The sequence below is a fragment of the Pseudomonas sp. NFR16 genome (genome assembly GCF_900108875.1).
In the GTDB taxonomy this organism is placed as follows: Bacteria; Pseudomonadota; Gammaproteobacteria; order Pseudomonadales; family Pseudomonadaceae; genus Aquipseudomonas.
In genome coordinates, this window is record NZ_FNYJ01000001.1 from 1,688,049 (window position 1) to 1,706,738 (window position 18,690).

The window sequence follows — 18,690 nt, forward strand, 5'->3', positions numbered from 1 at the left end:
ATGCGTTCACTACTCTTGTGGTTCCTCGGCGTGCCGATTCCAGTGATCATCCTGATCGCTCTGTTCATGCACTGATCGAGTCGTAGACAATCCGCGCTGTGCCTTACGGGGCCTGCGCGGATTTTTTTCGCCCGGCGCTTAACAGCCGAAAGATTTCAGGCCAATTCCATTGTCATGCGTTCCTTCATGTAAGCCACCAGTGTCTGCTGCACTTGCGTCAGCAGCCGGCTGCCGGCAATCAACGCCAGTTCTCCGCCCGGCACTTGGGCGAAGCCTTCATTTGGTGTCAGTAACCGATGGTCCTCGCGCATGGCCGAAGTAGGCAACAGACTGATGCCCAGACCGGCCGACACCGCGGCCTGAATACCGACCAGACTCTGACTGGCGAACGCCACGCGCCAGCGGCGTCCGGAGGATTCCAGCGCATGAACGATGCGATTGCGGTAAATGCACCCTTGCGGATAAACCACGAGCGGGACTGGATCGTCGATCACCCGCGTGTCTCGGCCAATCACCCAATGCACCTGCTCGGGCCAACTCGCCAGCGCTGTGTCCTGCCGCTGCCCATGCCGACCGGCGAGGTCGCGCTTGACCAATGCCAGATCGATGTCCTTGTTATCCAGCCGCGCATAGAGGTCGACGCTCAGCCCGTTGACCGTGTCCAGGCGGATGTGCGGATGTTCCCGCGCGAACCCGGACAACAGTGACATCAGGCGCTGCACATCGAAATCCTCCGGCACACCCAGTTTGACTACGCCGGTCTCGTCGTCACGACTGAGCGAACTGTGCGCCTCCAAGGCCAACGCAACCAGCCGCCGGGCATAGCCGATCAAGCGCTCGCCATCCTCGGTCAGTTGAATGTGCTTGCTCGCCCGCTGACGCAGCAACAGTGGGCGACCTAGCTGATCCTCCAGCTTGCGGATCTGTTGGCTGACGGTGGATTGCGTGCGATTGACCCGCTCCCCCGCTTTAGTGAAGCCGCCGGCATCGACCACACAAACAAATGTATGCAGCAGTTCAAGATCAAACACTGGGATGACCCACTCATTCAGTAAACGAATTATTTCAGCAATGTAATTTAATTTTACGATGATCGCCATTGCTCGCAGAATCGGTTCACACCCTGCTACGAGGAACTGACCATGAGCACATCCCCTGCCCGCCCGCGCTGGATCACATTCGACTGCTACGGCACTCTCATTCAATGGGATGAAGGGCTGCTCGACTACGTTCGGCAGTTGCTCGAGCGCAAGGACGCCCGTCTCGACGCCGACGCCTTCATCGCTGTTTACGATCGCCATGAGCATGCGCTGGAACAGACGCCGCCGCATCGTTCGTTCGCCGATATCTCGCGCCAGTCGATGGCATTGACGCTGCAGGAATCAGGCATGCCGTGCGAGCCGGAGGATGCCGAAGGTCTGATTCAGCGCATTGGTGCCATGCCGCCGTTCCCGGAAGTGCTCGGCGCATTGAAGTGGTTGAAGGATCAGGGCTTCAGCCTGTGCATCGTGTCGAACACGGATGACGACATCATTGCCGGCAACGTCGCTCAGCTCGGCGGTTACATCGATCGAGTCATCACGGCCCAGCAAGCGCAGGCCTACAAACCGGATCATCGACTGTTCCAGCATGCTCACCGAACGCTCGGCGTCGGCCTCGATGAAGTGCTGCACATTTGCGCCAGCCCGCATCTGGATCTCGAAGCCGCCAAAGGCATGGGTTTTCGCTGTGTCTGGATCGACCGCGGAACCCGCCGCAAGCCATTGCCCGACTACACTCCTGACGCCACGCTGGCGGATCTGTCCCAGGTTGCGGATTATATCCGCAGCAAAGGTTGGGCGAACGAATAGGAAAACACGATGGCACACGACCTACGCGCCAGTGATCTGCGGCCTGCACGCAACGACCGGCAGCAAGCGAACCTGAACACCGTCATGATCGAGGCCACGAGGACCGATCTGGCCGCCAGCCTGCGCATGGCGGCGCGGCTGGGGCTGAGTGAAGGTATCTGCAACCATTTTTCGGCGCTGGTACCGGGGCATCCGGACCTGTTTCTGGTCAATCCATATGGTCTGGCGTTCGAGGAAATCACCGCGTCCAGCCTGCTGATCTGCGACGTCGACGGCAACGTGATCATGGGCGATGGCAAACCGGAAGCCACCGCTTTTTATATCCACGCTCGCCTCCATCTGCATAAACCGCGGGCAGTCGCGGCGTTTCACACGCACATGCCCCATGCCACGGCGCTGGCGATGCTGGAAGGTGAACCGCTGATGTGGGCCGGTCAGACCGCGCTCAAGTTTTACGGCCGCGTCGCGGTGGACGAGCACTACAACGGCTTGGCGCTGGACAACCACGAAGGCGACCGCATCGCCGCGTCGATGGGTCAGGCGGACATCGTGTTTCTCAAGAATCATGGAGTCATGGTCACCGCGCCGAGCATTGCCCAGGCCTGGGACGATCTGTATTACCTGGAGCGCGCCGCCGAAGTGCAGCTCAAGGCCATGAGCAGCGGCCGTGCGCTCAAGGCCATCGAACCGGAGATTCTGGTGCGAACGGCGCGCCAGATGAGCGAGGAAGATGCCGAAAGCGCCAGACTGCATCTGGAGAGCGTCAAACGGATACTCACGCGCACGGCGCCTGACTTTGCACACTGAGACGCCGCGGCAAGCGCAGTCGGCCAGCGCACACGCGTCGTGACGGACTGCGCTTCGTTGGCCGCGGTGGCCAATTCGAGTACGCTTCGCTGCGTTCGCACGTCAATCAAGACTGCCCCAGCGAGGCTCTGAAAATGCTTTTACATGCATCGACATGGATCGAGATCGACCAGTTTCTCCAGCGCAGCCGCACGGTGGTCGTGCCGATCGGCTCCAACGAACAACATGGTCCGACCGGTTTATTAGGAACCGACTGGATGTGCCCGCAGATCATTGCCCATGAAGCCCAGAAAAACGCCGATATCCTGATCGCTCCTACCTTCAACATCGGCATGGCGCAGCATCACCTCGGCTTTCCCGGGACCATCTCGCTACGCCCCTCGACCTTCATCGCGGCCATCGGCGACTGGGTTCGCTCGCTTGCCGGGCACGGCTTCGAGAAGATCCTGTTCCTCAACGGCCATGGCGGCAATATCGCCTCGATCGAAGCGGCGTTCTCGGAGTTGTACGCCGAAGCGAGTTTCGCCAGGCGCCCTGCCGGTTTCGCGCTGAAACTGTGCAACTGGTGGGATCTGGAAGGCGTCGGCGAGCTGGCCCAGCAGCAGTTTCCGGTAGGCCATGGTTCCCACGCCACGCCGTCCGAAATCGCGGTCACGCAGTGGGCTTATCCCGAGTCGATCAAGACCGCGGACTACTCGCCGCAGATTGCCCCGACCGGCCCTATTCGGGAAGCCCTCGATTTCCGCGCCCGCTTCGCCGATGGCCGCATGGGTTCGGACCCTTCACTGGCCACCCCGGAAAAAGGCGGTGAACTGGTGCGCGTCGCCGCCCAAGGGCTTGTTCAAGCGGTGGCCGCGTTCAGCCGTGAAGTCAGGCCGCAGTGATCACCGACGCACCTGGCCAGTTGTCAAGCGCGCCACTCAGGCGATAAAAACGTTGAACTCGTGAGCCGTGCCGCAGCCATAGTTTCATGCGCTTTTCTCAACGGTACCGGATCGTGGCAGGCAGGGGCGCAACGGCCCTGCCCGATCCACTTGGCTGACAGGTGATATGTGAATACTTTCATTCCGGTGGACAAACTCGAGACCATCAACCTGCACGACTACCACGAAGTCTGGCTGACTACTAAGGAAGAGTGGCCTCAGGATCCGCAGACCGAACGCGAATGCCTGTGGCGTGCTGACCGCGAACTGACCACGGACGTGGAAATCGACGAGGTGTATTTCCAGAATCTGCCGCGGTTGTGGTTGAGGGTCGATCTGGAAAAGCAGGAGAAGGTCGACGAGGTCAAACAGAAATTGGAAGCGCGTATGAAAGCGCTGGGCGTGGAAGGTGAATTTTTCCCTGGCGAATCCCGCCAGACGCCCTGTGGCGATGACGTGAACAAAGACCTGCGTAGCTGATTGATTCCCGCCACTGCATTGCCGTCGAACCTGAACCTGACAGGATGTCGGGAAATCAGCCATCGCGAGCAGGCTCACTCCCCCACGTTTTTGGCTTTGCTCGACACCCGTCGACGCTGCATTACCTTGTACGAACGTGGCTTGCCCGCGATCTGGCGCGCAGCGGCAGCAGAATCGGATGACGCGGTACTTCAGGCAGATCGCCTAGCCCGGGTTTACGACGACTGCGTCGCCGATCGCGGGACAAGCCACGCTCCCACAGGTTTTGCCGTTCAACACAATTCTGGCAACGCCGAAGATCGTGTGAATCAAACGTTATCCTCAAGGCAAACGCGCCCCCTGAAATCGGCGCACTGCCAGTGGGCCGACCCGCAGCGTCCCCAAATAAGAAACAATGAGTCTCGCTTTACCCTAATTGTTCCCCTCACTCTAAATCCGTACATTTGCATCCAAGCCAGCCAGCAAGCGCGAAACGGCGCGAGCGGGCTGAACATTTTGAGATGGGCGCCGGCAGACGGTGCCCTCCGCAAACCTGAAGACTCCTGACGAACTTCGAGAGAGCCCACATGAACAACATCAAAAAAGCCCTGACCGCCACCCTCCTCGCCCTGTCCATCGGCAGTGCTTTCGCCGCTGAGAACGATGTGCCTGAACACCAGACCCAGGCATTCCTCAACGCGCTGGCGGCAGGTGGCGGACGGCCTCTTGAACAGATGACGCCCAAGGATGCCCGCGCCGTACTGACCGGCGCGCAGAACTCGGTAAAAGTGGACCTCTCCGGCACCGAGGTGAGCGAGAAAACCATCAAGGCCGACAACCAGAACATCAAGCTGACCATCGTGCGCCCGGCCAAGGTGAAGGGTGAACTGCCGGTGTTCATGTTTTTCCACGGCGGCGGCTGGGTGTTGGGCGATTACCCGACCCACGCTCGCCTGATCCACGACCTGGTGGTGGGTTCCGGTGCCGTCGCGGTGTACGTCGATTACACGCCGTCGCCTGAAGCGCATTACCCGACCGCTATCAACCAGGCGTACGCCGCCACGAAATGGGTCGCCGAACACGGCAAGGAGATTAACGTCGATGGCACGCGTCTCGCTGTGGCAGGTAACAGCGTCGGCGGCAACATGGCTGCAGTGGTCGCCTTGATGGCCAAGGAACAGAACACGCCGAAACTGCGCTTCCAGTTGCTCTTGTGGCCGGTGACCGACGCCAGTTTCGACACCGGTTCGTACCAGCAATACGCCGAAGGCCATTTCCTCACCAGGAACATGATGACCTGGTTCTGGGACAGCTATACCACCGATGCAGGCCAGCGCGCCGAGATCCATGCATCGCCACTGCGTGCCACGACCGACCAGCTCAAAGGCCTGCCACCGGCGCTGGTGCAGACCGCAGCGCTGGACGTGTTGCGCGATGAAGGCGAAGCCTACGCCCGCAAGCTGGACGCCGCCGGTGTCGATGTGACGGCGGTGCGCTACAACGGCATGGTTCACGATTACGGCCTGCTCAACCCGCTGAGCAATATCCCCGAAGTCAAGGCCGCCATGCGTCAGGCCGCAGGCGAGCTGAAAGCTCACCTGAACTGACACAGCCCGGCTTGCCAATGAACGCAGCGGGTCAGCCAATCATCGATTGCCTGGCCCGTTTCATCTGGCCGGCGCTCGCGCCACGGCCGCACTCCTGACTCAGTGCAAGAAGATGCAGCGCAACAAACGCACATCCGTTCAAGGCTGCAACCTTGTCCGCCGTTAACATCCCGACTCGACAAAGCGAGGCGCGTCAAATGAGCAATTCCCCACGCACATGGAGTCGCCAATGCAACTTCTGGGTGGCCGCTGCCGTGGTGGTCCACACACTGTGGACCAGCGCCGCGCCCGCCATGATGTACCCGCTTTACGCCCACCAATGGCAACTGACACCCACGGTGACCACGCTGATATTCGCGGTCTTCCCGGTGTTCGTCGTCGCGACGCTGGTGGCGCTGGGCGATCTCTCCGATTACATCGGTCGACGCGCCGCGATGCTGCTGGGACTGAGCGCTTCGCTGATCGGCGTGTTGCTGTTCGCCATCGCGCCCAGCGTCATCTGGTTGCTGGTCGGCCGTGCTTTCATGGGCATCGGCGTTGGTCTGTCTGCCGGTCCCTCTGCCGCCGCCGTAGTGGAATTCAGCGCACCCGGCAAAGCCAGGCTGGCGGGCGCCATTACCACCGCCGCACAGGCGTTCGGCCTGGCTGCCGCGCTGATCCTCAGCGGCGCGCTGATTCAATACGCACCCTTCCCGACCCGTTTGAGCTTCTGGGTGCTGGTCATCGTGTTGATCGCCACGCTGTACGGCGTCTGGAACCTGCCACGCCACACTGCCGCGGAAACTAAAAAACGCTGGTCGCTGAAGCTGCCGCAGATTCACAAGCCGCTGCGCCGCACGTTTCTGGTGTCGGTCAGCGCCGTGCTCAGCGCCTATTCGGTGGGCGCCACAATGCTGTCGCTCGGCTCGCAGATCGCCCATGACCTGATCGGTTCAAGCAACGCCCTGGTCAACGGCGGCGCGATTTCACTGTTCGCCATCGTGCTGGGGATCACCGGTATCGTCGCCAAACGCTTCGGTTCCAGGCTCTCGATCATCGCCGGTGCGAGCTTTGCGATCGCCAGTCTTGCGCTGCTGATGCTAGCCACCGCCACCCATGCGCTGTCGGTGTTCCTGCTGTCCAGCGCGGCGAGCGGTGCCGGTTACAGCCTGCTGTTCATGGGCGGCCTGAACATGATCAATGCCCGTGCACCGATGCATCACCGCGCCGGCACCTTATCCGCGCTGTTTCTGGTGGCGTACCTGATGCAAGGGGTGGTCGCGATGCTGCTGGGACGCGCGGCCACCGCGTGGGGCCTGGACCTGGCGATCGACGTCGGCTCCGTGGCACTGGCGGCGTTGAGCCTGGGTGCGCTGTTGCTGGCGATCTATGTCCGCCAGCCTGAAGGCCCGCTTGAAGACGACGCAGCCCCCGGCGCCTGACCCCTCTCAAACACCACTGACATTGTTGAACGCCGCCCCGCCCGACTCGGTCCGGCGGCGCTCACAAGGAATTTCCCATGCCAACGATTCACCGCTCCATGGCGCCCGCACTCAGTTTCAATGGCGGGTTCGTCGACACCATCGGCTTTCTCGCCTTGCAGGGTCTGTTCACTGCCCACGTGACCGGCAACTTTGTCACCCTCGGCGTCAGTATCGTCCACGGCACTTCCGGCGCACTGGCCAAACTGCTGGCGCTGCCGGTCTTCGCGCTGGTGGTGGGGCTTTCGCACATCGCGGCGGTCTCGATCAACCGACGCGGCCTCACGCCGTTGCGACCGCTGCTGATCCTTCACACGTTGCTGCTGGCCCTGTTCGGCGTTTTTGCCGTCTGGCTCGGGCCGTTCAGTGATGGCGACAGCGCTGCGGCTTTGCTCACAGGAATGACCGGCGTCGCAGCAATGGCGATCCAGAATGCGATATCACGCCAGCACCTCAAAGGCGCGCCGCCGACCACGCTGATGACCGGCAACGTCACCCAAGGCGCCATCGATGTGTTCGCGCTGATCGGCCTGCGCGACCCAGAGCAGCGCGCCGCAATCAGGCAGCGTCTCAAGCCGGTGAGCCTCAATCTGCTTGGCTTCACGGTCGGCTGCATCGGCGCCGCGCTGCTTTATCTGGGCGTGGGCTTGTGGTGCCTGGCGCTGCCGGTGGCCGTCGCGGTCTGGACCTGCGTGCGCACATTCGGCAGCCAGGACAGCGTGGCCTGACCGATCACAAGCGCCTGGGTCACAACTGAAAAAACTGCCTGACGGCCTGTGACAGCAGGTCGACGGCCTCGTCGCCCCGGGAAGCGGTCGAGCGGATGAACACCACATCGTGCTCGGCAATGACAGGCAGCCCGTGCAGGATACGCATGCGCGGCGTGACACGGGCGCGGTCGACCAAACTGATCGCCAGACCCGCCTCGACGCAGGCTTTTACCGCCTGATTGGAGGGACTTTCGAGCACGATGCGCGAGCGCCGTCCGCCGAGCTTGAGGGTCTGGATCATGGCCTGGCGATAAGGGCATTGCACCGCGTGCACAGCCAGCGGGATCGGGTCAGGCAGGTTATCGGCGTGCAGCGCCGACCCCACCCACACTGGCTGGGTCGTGACAAGCCGATGATCGTGCTCGGCCAATTGCTCCCTGGACTGAGCGATCACTGCTGCCTGAAGCCGGCCGCGCTGCACGAGGTCGCGCAGCGCGTAACTGGGCGCGGTTTTCAGCTCCAGCACAATGTTCGGCCAAGCGGCGACGAACGTCGGCAATATGTCGTGGATCACGTGCGTGGCGTATTCGTCCGGCACGCCCAGGCTGATCCGGCCGGCCAGGCGTGTGCCGTGCAGGTCGGCCAGCACGCGGTCGTGAGTACTGAGCAACTCAGTCGTGCTCACCAGCAAGCGCTTGCCCAGCGTGGTCAGCGACACCGATTGATTGTCGCGATTGAGCAGACGCCCGCCGGCAATCGACTCCAGGCGTTGGATGTGCACGCTCACCGCTGCCGGACTCTTATGCAGTTGTTCAGCCGCCGCGCTGAATTTGCCGATGCGGGCCACCGCATGAAAGGTGCGCACCAGATCGATGTCGAGAATCGCCGTCATGATTTAATAAGCCTGAACAACTGATACCGTTTATTTTGATTTATTGAATCACGCAAGTTCCGTAGGTTAGCCCTATGAACTCGCAAACGCCATCGACCTGCACGCCCCTGAGCCGTCCCCACCGGAGACAGGCGATCCCGTTGCCGGTGCTCGAACTCGCCCTGATCCTGACCTGGAGCTCCGGATTCATCGGCGCACGGTTCTCGATCGACTACGCTCCGGCATCGCTGGTGGTGTTCTGGCGCTGCGTGGTGGTCACGGTTGTGCTCTTGCCCTTCGTCATCAAACCGCTGCGGCAGACGCCGTTGGCAGTTTTGCTGAAAAATGCCGGCATCGGCCTCTTGGCGATGGCCGGTTACCTGATGGGCGTCACACAAGGCATTGCGTTGGGCGTGCCGGCCGGCCTTGCCGCGCTGTTTGCCGACCTGCTGCCGATGGGCATGGCGCTGCTCGCTGCCGTGGTCTTGCGGCAACGTCTGACGTGGCGCGTGTGGGCCGGGCTGGTGACCGGACTGGTGGGCGTGATGCTCGTCACCCACGACGCGCTGGCCTGGGGCAACGCGCCGTCATGGGCCTACGCCCTGCCGCTGCTGGGCATGCTGTCGCTGGCCGTCGCCACGCTGTGGCAAAAGCACGCGCCGACGCCAAAGGCGCTGGGCCTGCTGCCGAATCTCTGGTTGCAAAGTTGCGTGTCCAGTTTTGCGTTCGCCGCCCTTCAGGGCGTTCAAGACAGTCTCGCGCCGATCGCCAGTGCGGGCTTTGCGATCAGCGTGTTGTGGACGGTGGCCCTGTCGACGCTCGGCGGATATGGCCTGTACTGGATGTGCCTGCGTCGCGCGAGCGCAACGCGCGTCGCCAGCGTGCTGTATCTGAGCCCGCCCGTCACGCTGCTCTGGGCATGGGTCATGTTCGATGAACCACTGTCCTGGCTGATGGCGTTGGGCATGGCGGTCTCTGGCGTCGGCATCGGGCTGGTGATTCAGGCCGAATCGCAACAGCGCAAAAGCAGCTGACTGCTGCCCACGAAACGTCCTAGGGTCCCGAATACTTGCCTGATCCTCCGGATTGGCAGGTTGACCGCTGCCCTTGCATTTCACTTTGGGCATACTTCACTGATCGCCGGATGGGCGAGCGCCACCTCGACGCTCAACACACGACGTGGCCGACGCGCTGACCAAAACATCGCATCGGTATTTCCGTTTACTTCACAGGAGCAAATCTCTGATGAAAATCGGCTTCTTGGGACTTGGCAACATGGGTCAGGCCATTGCCGGCAATCTGTTGAAAGGCGGTCATGAACTGCGGGTCTGGAACCGCTCGCCGAATGCTGCCCAGCCCTTGGTCGAACAAGGCGCAATTGCCGTGTCCGAACCCGGTCAGGCATTCGCCGCCGATGTGGTGTTCAGCATGCTCGCCGACGACAAGGCGCTGCGCTCGGTGCTGCTGGATTCCGGGTTGCTCGAACGACTCAATGGCCCGTTGATTCACGTCAACCTGGCGACCGTTGCGGTGGCGTTCGCCGACGAACTGGATGCGCTGCATCGGGCGCGAGGCATTGATTACATCGCCGCCCCGGTACTGGGCCGTCCCAATGTGGCGGCCGCCGGGCAACTGAACATTCTCGCCGCGGGACCGACAGCCGCCATCGACCGGGTTCAACCGTTGCTGGACCTGGTCGGGCGCAAGACCTTTCGTCTCGGCGAAAAGGCCTCCAGCGCCAATGTGATGAAACTGGCGGCCAATTACATGCTGATCTCGGCTGTCGACGCCCTGAGCGAGGCCGCGGTGATGGTAAAGGGTCATGGCCTGGCGTCCGCCGACCTGATCGATCTGTTGTCGTCGACCATCTTGCCTGGCCCCATTTATTCAGGCTACGGCGCGCTGATCGGCAAGCGTTCTTACGAGCCTGCTGCGTTCAAGGCGGTGCTGGGGCTCAAGGACATCGATCTGGTGCTGGCCGCTGCCAGCGATGCGTCGGTGTCGATGCCAAATGCCGAGAGGGTGCGCGCCAACCTGCAGGACGCCGTGGACCACGGACAAGGTGAAATGGACCTCGCTGTGCTGGCGGAAGTTGCCGAGCGCCGGAACCCGGGCTGACCTGCGCAGTGTGTCGCCCGACGTCTTACACGTCGGGCGCCACGGTCCTGATCGCGCTGCGTTGGCGGGCGACGTGAAGCATGTGCAGGGTGATTTTGCGCACCTCTTTCTTGCTCATCTCGATGTGGCTTTTCAGCAACTGCTGCGCCTGTTCCGTACGCCGCTGGAGAATGGCGTGGAGGATCTGCGCGTGCTCGGCGTAGGTCGCCTCGATGCGGGGCTTCTGCGTGAAATCCAGACGCCGGATGATGCGGATTTTTTCGGTGATTTCGGCGTGCAGCCGGGCCATCTCGACGTTGCCCGCAGCCTCCACCAGCGCACAATGGAAACGCTCGTCCAGCGCCGACACCTGCTGGGTGTCCTGTACCTGCGCGGCGGGCGGCACCAGCCAGGTTTTCCGGAGTGCGTCGAAGGTCTGGTTCCCCTTGATGTCCATCTGCGCCAGACGCGCCAGTGCCGCACTTTCCAGCACGATGCGCACGTCATACAGCTCTTCGAAATAGTTGAAATCGAACGCCCTCACCTGCCAGCCGCTGCGGAAATACACCTCCAGATAGCCGTCGCGTTCCAGGCGGTAGAGCGCCTGACGCACCGGTGTGCGGCTGGCTTGCACCCGCTCGGCGACTTCGCCTTCGCTGAAGCGGTCGCCCGGCAGCAGACGGAACTCGAAGATGTCTTCCTTGAGCTGCTGATAAATGCGCTCGGCCATGTTGTCCGGGCGCTCCTTGGGCTTCTGCGAAGGGGCAATCTGCATGTTTTATCCGGGCGATTGGGTGGGCAAGGTCGTCGGGCCGGGCAGCCCGGCCGGGAAGCCTGGCGTGCCGGCGTGCCAGGGTGGCTGCCGGCAATACAATGCTACCTCGGGCTGCTCGTCCTATCAGGCCTTTTTCAGGCTGGCAATGTACGCGCGCCAGCCGCCGAAGGTGGTGATGTCCTGCGCGCCGGCGATCGCCCACGGTTCACAGATGAAGCCTTTGACACTGCGGCCGTCGAGCAGCGTGAGGTTGCCGATGCCCAAAGGCGCCGGAATCTCGGCCACGAACTCGCCGAAGCGCGCCAGCGGCACGTCCCACAGCTCGACGATGATCGAGGTGCCGCCCTCGGCTTTTGCCAGGCCGGGTTTCGGCGGCACAGTGCCAGGCAGCGCGTAGAGCCGGTAATCGGAATCGGTCAGGGTCTGCTCGACGAACACGGCATCGCGGCTGGTCAGCTGGACATTCAACGGCATGCCCGTCAGGTGTGCCCCGACCACCGCTACGCGCACGCTGCCACGCGGCTGCGCTGGCTGCGCCGGCGCAGGCAATGCCCGACCGGTTGACCCCATCGGCAAGCCCAGGCTGGCCTGCCAGCGCCTGCCGAAACTGGCCAGCGCCGTGTCATGCCAGGCCGGGGCGATCAGCGTGATGCCCGCAGGCAACCCGTCGCCGCGAAACCCGGCGGGCAACGCAAGCGCCGACAGATCGGCCAGGTTGGTGAAGTTGGTGTAGTAACCGAAATGCGAGTTGTACAGCACCGGCTCGGTGGCCATTTCCGCCAGCGTGTGAATGGTCGCCGAGGTCGGCACGACCAGCGCGTCGAAGCCTGCCAGCGCGTCGTTGATCTGTCGGCTTAAACTGGCGCGCAGGTACTCGGCGTTGTAGGCATCGCAGGCGCTGTAGCCAAAGCCGCTTTCGACGATGCCGCGCACCACCGGATTGATCGCCTCGGGTTGCGATTTCAACATCGCAGTCAGTGCAACCGTGCGCTCGGCCACCCATGGCCCGTAATACAGCTGCTCGGCCAACGCCTTGAACGGCGCGAAGTCGATGGGCGTGATCTGCGCACCCATGGCGCTCAATTTGAGCAGCGCTTGCTCGTACGCGGCCTGACTCTGCTCATCGCCAAAAAACTCCAGCGCGTCCGGGATCGCAAACTTTACCGTCTGACCGAAGCCGAGCGGCGCCGTGTGCGGGTTGCGTCGCGAATAGGCGTCGTGGGCATCGAAACCTTCAGCGACCTCGGCGACGCATTGGGCATCGTCCACGGTCAGGGCGAACACCGAAATACAGTCCACCGTGCGGCAGGCAGGCACCAGACCGGTGTTGGACAGGCGCCCTTTGGTCGGCTTGAGCCCGACGATGTTATTGAAACCGGCAGGCACGCGGCCCGATCCTGCGGTGTCGGTGCCCAGCGAAAAGGCGACCAGTCCGCGCGCCACCACGGAGGCCGAGCCGGAGCTCGATCCGCCGCTGACGTAGTCCGGATCGAAGCTGTTCGGTACCGCGCCGTAGGGCGAGCGTGTGCCCACCAGACCGGTGGCGAACTGATCCAGGTTGGTCTTGCCCATCAGAATCGCGCCTGCCGCGCGCAGGCGCCGGACCACCGTGGCGTCGTCATCGGCCGGATACGCAAATTCCGGGCAGGCCGCCGTAGTCATCCAGCCGCCAGCATCGATGTTGTCCTTGATCGCGAACGGCACGCCGTAGAGCGGCAGCTTGTCGATGTCGCCGTTGACCGCTTCGAGCCGCTCGCTCAATACCCGCAGTTGGGCTTCGATCTGCTCGGCGGTCGCAATCGCAATCCAGGCCGGATCGTTTTCGACGAGCTGATCGCGCAGGGTCAGCAGGCTTTGCGGCGACGTTACACCCTGACGATACGCAGCCAGCCATTCGGTGATGGTCCAGCCACAGGGGCCGGTTGCGGATTGGAGGCTTGCGGGTGGGAAACTGACAGTCTCTTGCATAGTGAATTCCATCTTGTATCCAAGTTTGGATTCAGCGGAAGCAAAACCCGAGCCACGGCTCTAGAGCAGCGTAATACCGGGACTTGATGGAGGCTCTGGATGAACAGCGTGCGTTCACGCGCACACAAATGAGGCGCGATGAGCCGTCAATGGCTGATCAGAGGGCACCGGTCATTTCGACAGTGCGTTGACCAGTTGCGGAGTCACATAATGCGGACCGTCGAACAAGTACAACGGATAGCCGGGATAGGCTGCGAGTTGGGGTTTCAACTCATCCACCGTAGCCGAGCGAAAACCGCCGCCAACTTGCGGGCGAAACGCCTCGACGATGATTTTCACGCGGTTGGGACCTAGCGCCCGACGCAGCGCGTCGGCATAGGTGCGCGCCACCGGCGCGGTACGGGCATAGACGCCGACGCCGTCCTGGAAGAACACGCCAATGTCGTCCGGCAGCCAGGTTTTCAACCAGTCGGCGGTGGCCTGCGGGCCGATGTTGGCGCCATCATATACGCTGATCCACAGGGGCCGAGGCAACCGGGCCAGCAGCGCGGGCAGCTCTCGGGCACGGCTCCAGCTCGGATCGACCTCAGCGGGGAAATACCAGCCCGTGACGTTGAGCGGTGTTTTCACCTTGGCCAGACGCTCGGACAAGGTGGCCAGTTCTTCGATATTGTCTCGCGAGCGGCTTTCGCTGAAGTGACCCGCCAGCCCGACGATCACATCCTGCGCCCAAGGCTCGCGGCTGATCCGCGCCCAGTCCGGCAGCACCGGAACCTGGGGCAGACCGGAATCCGGAACGAACGCCTGGCCGTCCACCGCCGTCCACTGCACCAGCAACTCATGGGCACCCAGTGTGTGCCAGTTGCCGGAAATGCCGACAGTGGCATTGTCGGGCTGCCAGACGATGCCGGCAATGTTCGGCCGCGTGACCCGACCAAGCTCGTACAAGGTGTCGGCCGCGACACCCAGCACGCCCACCAGCAACGCGGTCAGTGAAGTTTTCACGATGCGTGACATCCCTGTCCTCCCTGCCATGTCGTTCAACACACTCCTCACCACGAGTAGGTCAGTCGAGCGAAGACGCCCTCTGCGCTGTCATCGCCGAACACCTTCTCCCGGTACTGCACGGAAAAATCGACGTACGACTGTGGCGCCTTGTGCGCGGTCTCGCGGAACCAGTACCGCACACCGACCCCGACGCCTGCACCGCCGGCATTGTCCGATGAGGTTTTGGTGCGCCCGAGCGCATCGACCTCACTGCGCATCTTCGAGTCGTAATCGACCGCGGCGACTACGTGGGGAAACACCACCAACCTGGGGCTGACACGATCCAGACGAAAGCTGCGCCCCAGTTGCCATTCACTGTTGAAGTAGTTGCGTTTGTCATTCAGGTAACGGCCGCCCTCCGCGTACAGCTGTGACGTCCACCAGCTGGGCACGTCCACTCGCAAGTCGGTGCCGATGCTGGAACCATAGCCCAGGCGCACCAGCCAGTCGCCGTCGACCTTGGAGCCCGCCAACGGAAAGGTGCGCTCGAACGCCGCCATGACGTTGTATTCGGAGAACGGCTTGATGCGCACGCCCACTGCACCCTGCAAGGCATCCATGCCCTTGTCGTTGCCGCTTTCCTTGTTCCACAGGGTGTCGGTGACGCGTCCATAGAGCTCGACAAAACGCGCATCGCGGTAACCGGCCGGACGCCAGAACACCTCGGTGCTGTTCTGCACGCTGTCGTTGCTGCGACTCGGCGTACCGCTCAGACCATTGCTGGTGCTCGCGCCCCGGTAGGTGGTGGTGTTGGTCACGCCCCATTCGCGGGACAGATCGGACACCGCGCGGCGCGTGTCGAACACCTGCTGATCGGGCATCTTCAGATCGCCGGCTTTCTGATAATCGAGGACCCGGTCGAAGTAGGCGATGGCTTGCGCGTCTTCGGACGCGCGCATGGCCGTGTAGGCCGCATCCTGGACTTCCTTGGGCTTGAGCCCGTTCTGCCGGTCCAGGCGCTTGAACACCGCCAGCGCAGCATGATCATCGCCGGACTGACTAAGGAAATACGCCATCTGCACTTCATCGCCGGGCTGCAGTTCGCCCGCGTCGCGTGCCTGCTGCATGCGCTCCAGCGCCTGACGCGGCTGTCCCATGGCGGCGTACAGCGAAGCCTGTTCGCGCAGCGGCAGATTGCCGACGGCCAGGGCCTGGGCGAAATCCTGTTGCGCACCGGGCTTGTCACCCAGGCGCAAACGCATCTGGCCGCGCTGGGCGAGCAAGGTCGCGTCGTTACCTTTCAACGCCAGCGCCTCAGTCGCGGCCGAACGGGCCTCGGCGTACTGTTGCCGGGCGATCAGCGCGCTGACGAGCAGACGTCGATAGGCGATTTCCTGCGGATAGCGCTCGACCACATCGCGGGCATAACTGACGGCGGTGTCGTTGTCACCGCGGGCCAACGCTTCATAGCCCTTGGCGGCCTTGACCACCGCCATCTGCTCATGGATCGACTGCAGACGACGGCTCAGCGCTGGCTGCGGGCCCAGTGCCTGAACCGCCTCATGGGTCGCCACTTCCGCTTCCTCCAGACGCTGCTGTCGCTGCAACGCTTCGATCAGCATCATCCGGTAATCGGCATTCTTCGGCGCCTGGCTGATGGCCTTGCGGGCCAATTGCGCGGAGCGGTCGTAGTCACCGTCCGCGTAAGCGCGCAGCGCCTGATTGCCGTCCAGATAACCGGGTTTGGGCTTCGCCACCGGGTAGCGCTCAGGATGATCGCGGCGGGCCTTGTCGCGTTCGGCCAAAGCGATCAGTTTGCGCAACTGACCGGCGTCATCCCGCTGGCGCAGGGCCTCGCGGGCCTTGGCGATGGCCTGGTCGTAGTCCTTGTGGTGATAGGCGCCGTACGCCTCGTTGGCGATCGCATATGCCGGACCGCTCAGCGGCAATGGCAGGATTTCGGCCTGCCCTTGCCCGTGACAGAACATCGGCAGCAGGCCCAGGCTCAAGCCCAGATTCAACCCCAGCGTGCGATGCAAAGGTGCGAGGAGCTTCATGACAGTTGCTCCGTTCGGTCGCCCGAGGGCGAGTGGCTGTGTTGATGCGCCACGGCCCGCTCGATGGTGTCCCGCGCGAGCACACCGCTGTCCACCAGGTAATCGCCGATACGGCCATGCAGGTGCGGTCGGTATTGCAACATCGCACGGTTGAAGGTCTGACGGTCCAGCAAGCCCTGCTCGATGAGCAGGTCGCCCAGCAACGGGGTGGCCGCCGGCAACGGCTGGCCGGCCACCACTTCCAGTCGACGCAGTTGCGCCACGATTTCGCTTTCTCGGGCGATCATCTGCACCGGCTCCACGCCCATCTGTTCGGTGATCTGCTCAAGCGCCTCTTGCGACAGCGGGCTGGCGACCGCGATTTCGGGGCGGCCCTTAATGTCCAGTGCCAGGGGCACCACACGCCAGCGCAGGCAGTACTCATCAGCCAGCAATGAGTCCGGCTGGACTTTGGCGGCCACGTCGAAGACCCGGGGCAGATCGTTCTGAAAAGCGATGGCTTCGGCCAGGGTTTCGTCGTCGAGCCAGCCGTGGCTGAGCAGAATGCGACCCAGCGGCATTTCCCGGGTCTGCTGCTCGTCCAGCGCGCTTTGCAGCTTCTCGTCGTTGATCGCCTGCCACGACAGCAACACGCTGCCCAGTTTGCGCGGCGCCCGGGCCACCAGATCGGTAGACGGGAAATCGTGCATGGTCTTGTCCCAGACCAGCTTGCGGTTGAGCAACTTGCCCACCAGAAACAGGCGCCAGGCACGCGCGGCGGCCATGAAGTTGACGAAGTTGCCCACGACCATGCGCGGCATCGACAGCAAGCCATGCTGCCAGCCGTAAAGGATGGTCGTGAAATAACAACGATGGGCCATCCGCCAGAGCACCGCCACGCCGTTGGCCGCGAGCAGGACTGTCACCAGGCCGTTGTTCTCGAACGGCGTCGGAAAGGTGGTGTTCCACAACCCGCTCGCGCGCAGCACAATCAGGGCCAGTAACTGAACCAGGATCACGTAAGCGATGATGCTGACAAACGAGGTGATGAGACCTTTGCGGTCGCGAAACAGCAGATAACGGTTGGCAAGCGATCCGCTCCAGCCCATCTGTTCCCAGCCTTGCAGACCGATGCCCAATGTCCAGCGCGCCTTCTGGCGGAACGCGGTGCGGAACGTGTCGGGGAAGAACTCACGCACGCACAGGGGCATTTCCAGGGTCGACTCGTAGGGCTTTCTGAACCACGATTTGCGCAGAATCCGATACTGCACCGGAAACCGCACGAAGATCGCGCTCATGCCATGACGCGCCAGCCGTGCGCCGACGTCGTAGTCCTCGGTCAGGCTGTCGGTGTTGAACGGCTGATTGGCATTCTCGTCGGCCAGCACCTGCAATGCGCGCCGCGAAAAACAGGTGCCGACGCCGGCGGACGGCACGCTGTCGGTCATGCTTTCACGCACCACCAGATCCTTGCCGTGCCATTCGGCGAACTCATCCATGTACGTGCCAGCGACCCATTCGTACCAGTTGCGCTCCAGCGACACCACGGGCAACTGAATCATGTCCTTGCGTGGCAGCAGGTAGTTGAACAAGCGCATTTCCAGTGGATGCAGGACGTCTTCGCTGTCGTGCAGCACCACGCCGGCGAAGGTCACTGCGTGGGTCTGTTCGTACAGGAAAATCGTCTGGATCACCCAGTTCAGGCAGTCCGCCTTGCAGGTCGGACCGGCGTGCGGGACTTCCACGCGATGCAGCTGTTTGTAACGGCGACGCATGCGCTCGACTTCATCGATGGTGCGCTGATCGTTGATGTAGGTGCCGACGAACACCACGTAATTCTGGTAATCGAGCGTCGACACCATGTTCTCGATCATCGGCGCGATGACATCGTATTCCAGCCACGCCGGCACCATGATCGCCATCGGCTGCTCGTCCCGGGCGATCAACTGCTCGGCGGTCAGCGGCCGGTAACGCCGCTCGGCCGTGAATTTTCGGTACAGCCGGCGCGCCCAGTACCACAGGTCGATGAGCAGGTCGTCCAGGCTCGACACCAGGATGATGGCCGCGACCACAATGGTCGCGACCTCCAGCACGCTGTAGTAATGAGCCAGCCAGTAAGGCCAATAAAGCGAGGTCATCG

At 62.6% G+C, this 18,690-nt stretch carries 16 protein-coding genes; 9 read left to right on the plus strand and 7 right to left on the minus strand.

What is annotated here, in order from left to right:
* Positions 1-155: 155 nt before the first annotated feature.
* Positions 156-1,031 (minus strand): LysR substrate-binding domain-containing protein, encoded by an 876-nt coding sequence (locus BMZ10_RS07525; protein ID WP_093459360.1) that lies wholly within the window; start codon positions 1,029-1,031, stop codon positions 156-158.
* A gap of 105 nt (positions 1,032-1,136) precedes the next feature.
* Between BMZ10_RS07525 and BMZ10_RS07530 the strand changes: the two genes are divergently transcribed.
* The 7 genes from BMZ10_RS07530 to BMZ10_RS07560 all read left to right on the plus strand — a co-directional run bounded on the left by BMZ10_RS07530 (position 1,137) and on the right by BMZ10_RS07560 (position 7,834).
* Positions 1,137-1,850 carry a haloacid dehalogenase type II gene (locus BMZ10_RS07530; protein ID WP_218147194.1) on the plus strand — a complete coding sequence of 238 codons (714 nt, stop codon included), beginning with the start codon at positions 1,137-1,139 and terminating at the stop codon, positions 1,848-1,850.
* Positions 1,851-1,859: 9 nt separating this feature from the next.
* Entirely contained in the window at positions 1,860-2,657 is a 798-nt protein-coding gene (locus tag BMZ10_RS07535; RefSeq protein ID WP_093459362.1) for an aldolase, read from the plus strand.
* A gap of 134 nt (positions 2,658-2,791) precedes the next feature.
* A complete protein-coding gene (locus BMZ10_RS07540; RefSeq protein WP_093459363.1) occupies positions 2,792-3,541 on the plus strand; it encodes a creatininase family protein in 750 nt (249 codons plus the stop codon).
* Between the two features lie 168 nt (positions 3,542-3,709).
* Entirely contained in the window at positions 3,710-4,060 is a 351-nt protein-coding gene (locus BMZ10_RS07545; RefSeq protein WP_093459364.1) for a hypothetical protein, read from the plus strand.
* 566 nt (positions 4,061-4,626) lie between these two features.
* The gene (locus BMZ10_RS07550) at positions 4,627-5,646 is read left to right on the plus strand and encodes an alpha/beta hydrolase (protein WP_093459365.1); all 1,020 of its coding nucleotides are present in this window, start codon (positions 4,627-4,629) and stop codon (positions 5,644-5,646) included.
* A gap of 197 nt (positions 5,647-5,843) precedes the next feature.
* Entirely contained in the window at positions 5,844-7,067 is a 1,224-nt protein-coding gene (locus BMZ10_RS07555) for an MFS transporter (protein ID WP_093459366.1), read from the plus strand.
* A 77-nt stretch (positions 7,068-7,144) separates the two neighbouring features.
* Positions 7,145-7,834 carry a YoaK family protein gene (locus BMZ10_RS07560; protein WP_093459367.1) on the plus strand — a complete coding sequence of 230 codons (690 nt, stop codon included), beginning with the start codon at positions 7,145-7,147 and terminating at the stop codon, positions 7,832-7,834.
* Positions 7,835-7,853: 19 nt separating this feature from the next.
* On the opposite strand, the gene BMZ10_RS07565 is transcribed toward BMZ10_RS07560, so the two are convergent.
* Positions 7,854-8,708 carry a LysR family transcriptional regulator gene (locus BMZ10_RS07565; protein ID WP_093459368.1) on the minus strand — a complete coding sequence of 285 codons (855 nt, stop codon included), beginning with the start codon at positions 8,706-8,708 and terminating at the stop codon, positions 7,854-7,856.
* 74 nt (positions 8,709-8,782) lie between these two features.
* Between BMZ10_RS07565 and BMZ10_RS07570 the strand changes: the two genes are divergently transcribed.
* Both BMZ10_RS07570 and BMZ10_RS07575 read left to right on the plus strand, forming a co-directional pair.
* A complete protein-coding gene (locus BMZ10_RS07570; protein ID WP_093459369.1) occupies positions 8,783-9,721 on the plus strand; it encodes a DMT family transporter in 939 nt (312 codons plus the stop codon).
* Between the two features lie 211 nt (positions 9,722-9,932).
* Positions 9,933-10,805 (plus strand): NAD(P)-dependent oxidoreductase, encoded by an 873-nt coding sequence (locus BMZ10_RS07575; protein WP_093459370.1) that lies wholly within the window; start codon positions 9,933-9,935, stop codon positions 10,803-10,805.
* Between the two features lie 25 nt (positions 10,806-10,830).
* Here the strand turns inward: BMZ10_RS07575 and BMZ10_RS07580 are convergent, their stop codons facing one another.
* From BMZ10_RS07580 to BMZ10_RS07600, 5 genes are all read right to left on the minus strand, one after another.
* Positions 10,831-11,559 (minus strand): GntR family transcriptional regulator, encoded by a 729-nt coding sequence (locus BMZ10_RS07580; RefSeq protein WP_093459371.1) that lies wholly within the window; start codon positions 11,557-11,559, stop codon positions 10,831-10,833.
* 123 nt (positions 11,560-11,682) lie between these two features.
* On the minus strand, positions 11,683-13,527 hold the full coding sequence (gene atzF, locus BMZ10_RS07585; RefSeq protein WP_093459372.1) for an allophanate hydrolase: 1,845 nt from the start codon (positions 13,525-13,527) through the stop codon (positions 11,683-11,685).
* 171 nt (positions 13,528-13,698) lie between these two features.
* On the minus strand, positions 13,699-14,544 hold the full coding sequence (locus BMZ10_RS07590) for an alpha-amylase family protein (protein ID WP_256214396.1): 846 nt from the start codon (positions 14,542-14,544) through the stop codon (positions 13,699-13,701).
* A 35-nt stretch (positions 14,545-14,579) separates the two neighbouring features.
* Entirely contained in the window at positions 14,580-16,502 is a 1,923-nt protein-coding gene (locus BMZ10_RS07595) for a bacteriophage N4 adsorption protein A (RefSeq protein WP_177182084.1), read from the minus strand.
* A gap of 65 nt (positions 16,503-16,567) precedes the next feature.
* Positions 16,568-18,688: a glycosyl transferase family protein gene (locus tag BMZ10_RS07600; protein ID WP_093459375.1), complete on the minus strand. Its 2,121-nt coding sequence runs from the start codon at positions 18,686-18,688 to the stop codon at positions 16,568-16,570.
* Positions 18,689-18,690 lie beyond the last annotated feature (2 nt).

Coding starts and splice junctions, on each gene's coding strand:
- BMZ10_RS07535 (WP_093459362.1), top strand. CDS start 1,860: ATGGCACACGACCTACGCGCCAGTGATCTGCGGCCTGCACGCAACGAC.
- BMZ10_RS07540 (WP_093459363.1), top strand. CDS start 2,792: ATGCTTTTACATGCATCGACATGGATCGAGATCGACCAGTTTCTCCAG.
- BMZ10_RS07550 (WP_093459365.1), top strand. CDS start 4,627: ATGAACAACATCAAAAAAGCCCTGACCGCCACCCTCCTCGCCCTGTCC.
- BMZ10_RS07555 (WP_093459366.1), top strand. CDS start 5,844: ATGAGCAATTCCCCACGCACATGGAGTCGCCAATGCAACTTCTGGGTG.
- BMZ10_RS07560 (WP_093459367.1), top strand. CDS start 7,145: ATGCCAACGATTCACCGCTCCATGGCGCCCGCACTCAGTTTCAATGGC.
- BMZ10_RS07565 (WP_093459368.1), bottom strand. CDS start 8,708: ATGACGGCGATTCTCGACATCGATCTGGTGCGCACCTTTCATGCGGTG.
- BMZ10_RS07570 (WP_093459369.1), top strand. CDS start 8,783: ATGAACTCGCAAACGCCATCGACCTGCACGCCCCTGAGCCGTCCCCAC.
- BMZ10_RS07575 (WP_093459370.1), top strand. CDS start 9,933: ATGAAAATCGGCTTCTTGGGACTTGGCAACATGGGTCAGGCCATTGCC.
- BMZ10_RS07580 (WP_093459371.1), bottom strand. CDS start 11,559: ATGCAGATTGCCCCTTCGCAGAAGCCCAAGGAGCGCCCGGACAACATG.
- atzF (WP_093459372.1), bottom strand. CDS start 13,527: ATGCAAGAGACTGTCAGTTTCCCACCCGCAAGCCTCCAATCCGCAACC.
- BMZ10_RS07590 (WP_256214396.1), bottom strand. CDS start 14,544: ATGTCACGCATCGTGAAAACTTCACTGACCGCGTTGCTGGTGGGCGTG.
- BMZ10_RS07595 (WP_177182084.1), bottom strand. CDS start 16,502: ATGTTCTGTCACGGGCAAGGGCAGGCCGAAATCCTGCCATTGCCGCTG.
- BMZ10_RS07600 (WP_093459375.1), bottom strand. CDS start 18,688: ATGACCTCGCTTTATTGGCCTTACTGGCTGGCTCATTACTACAGCGTG.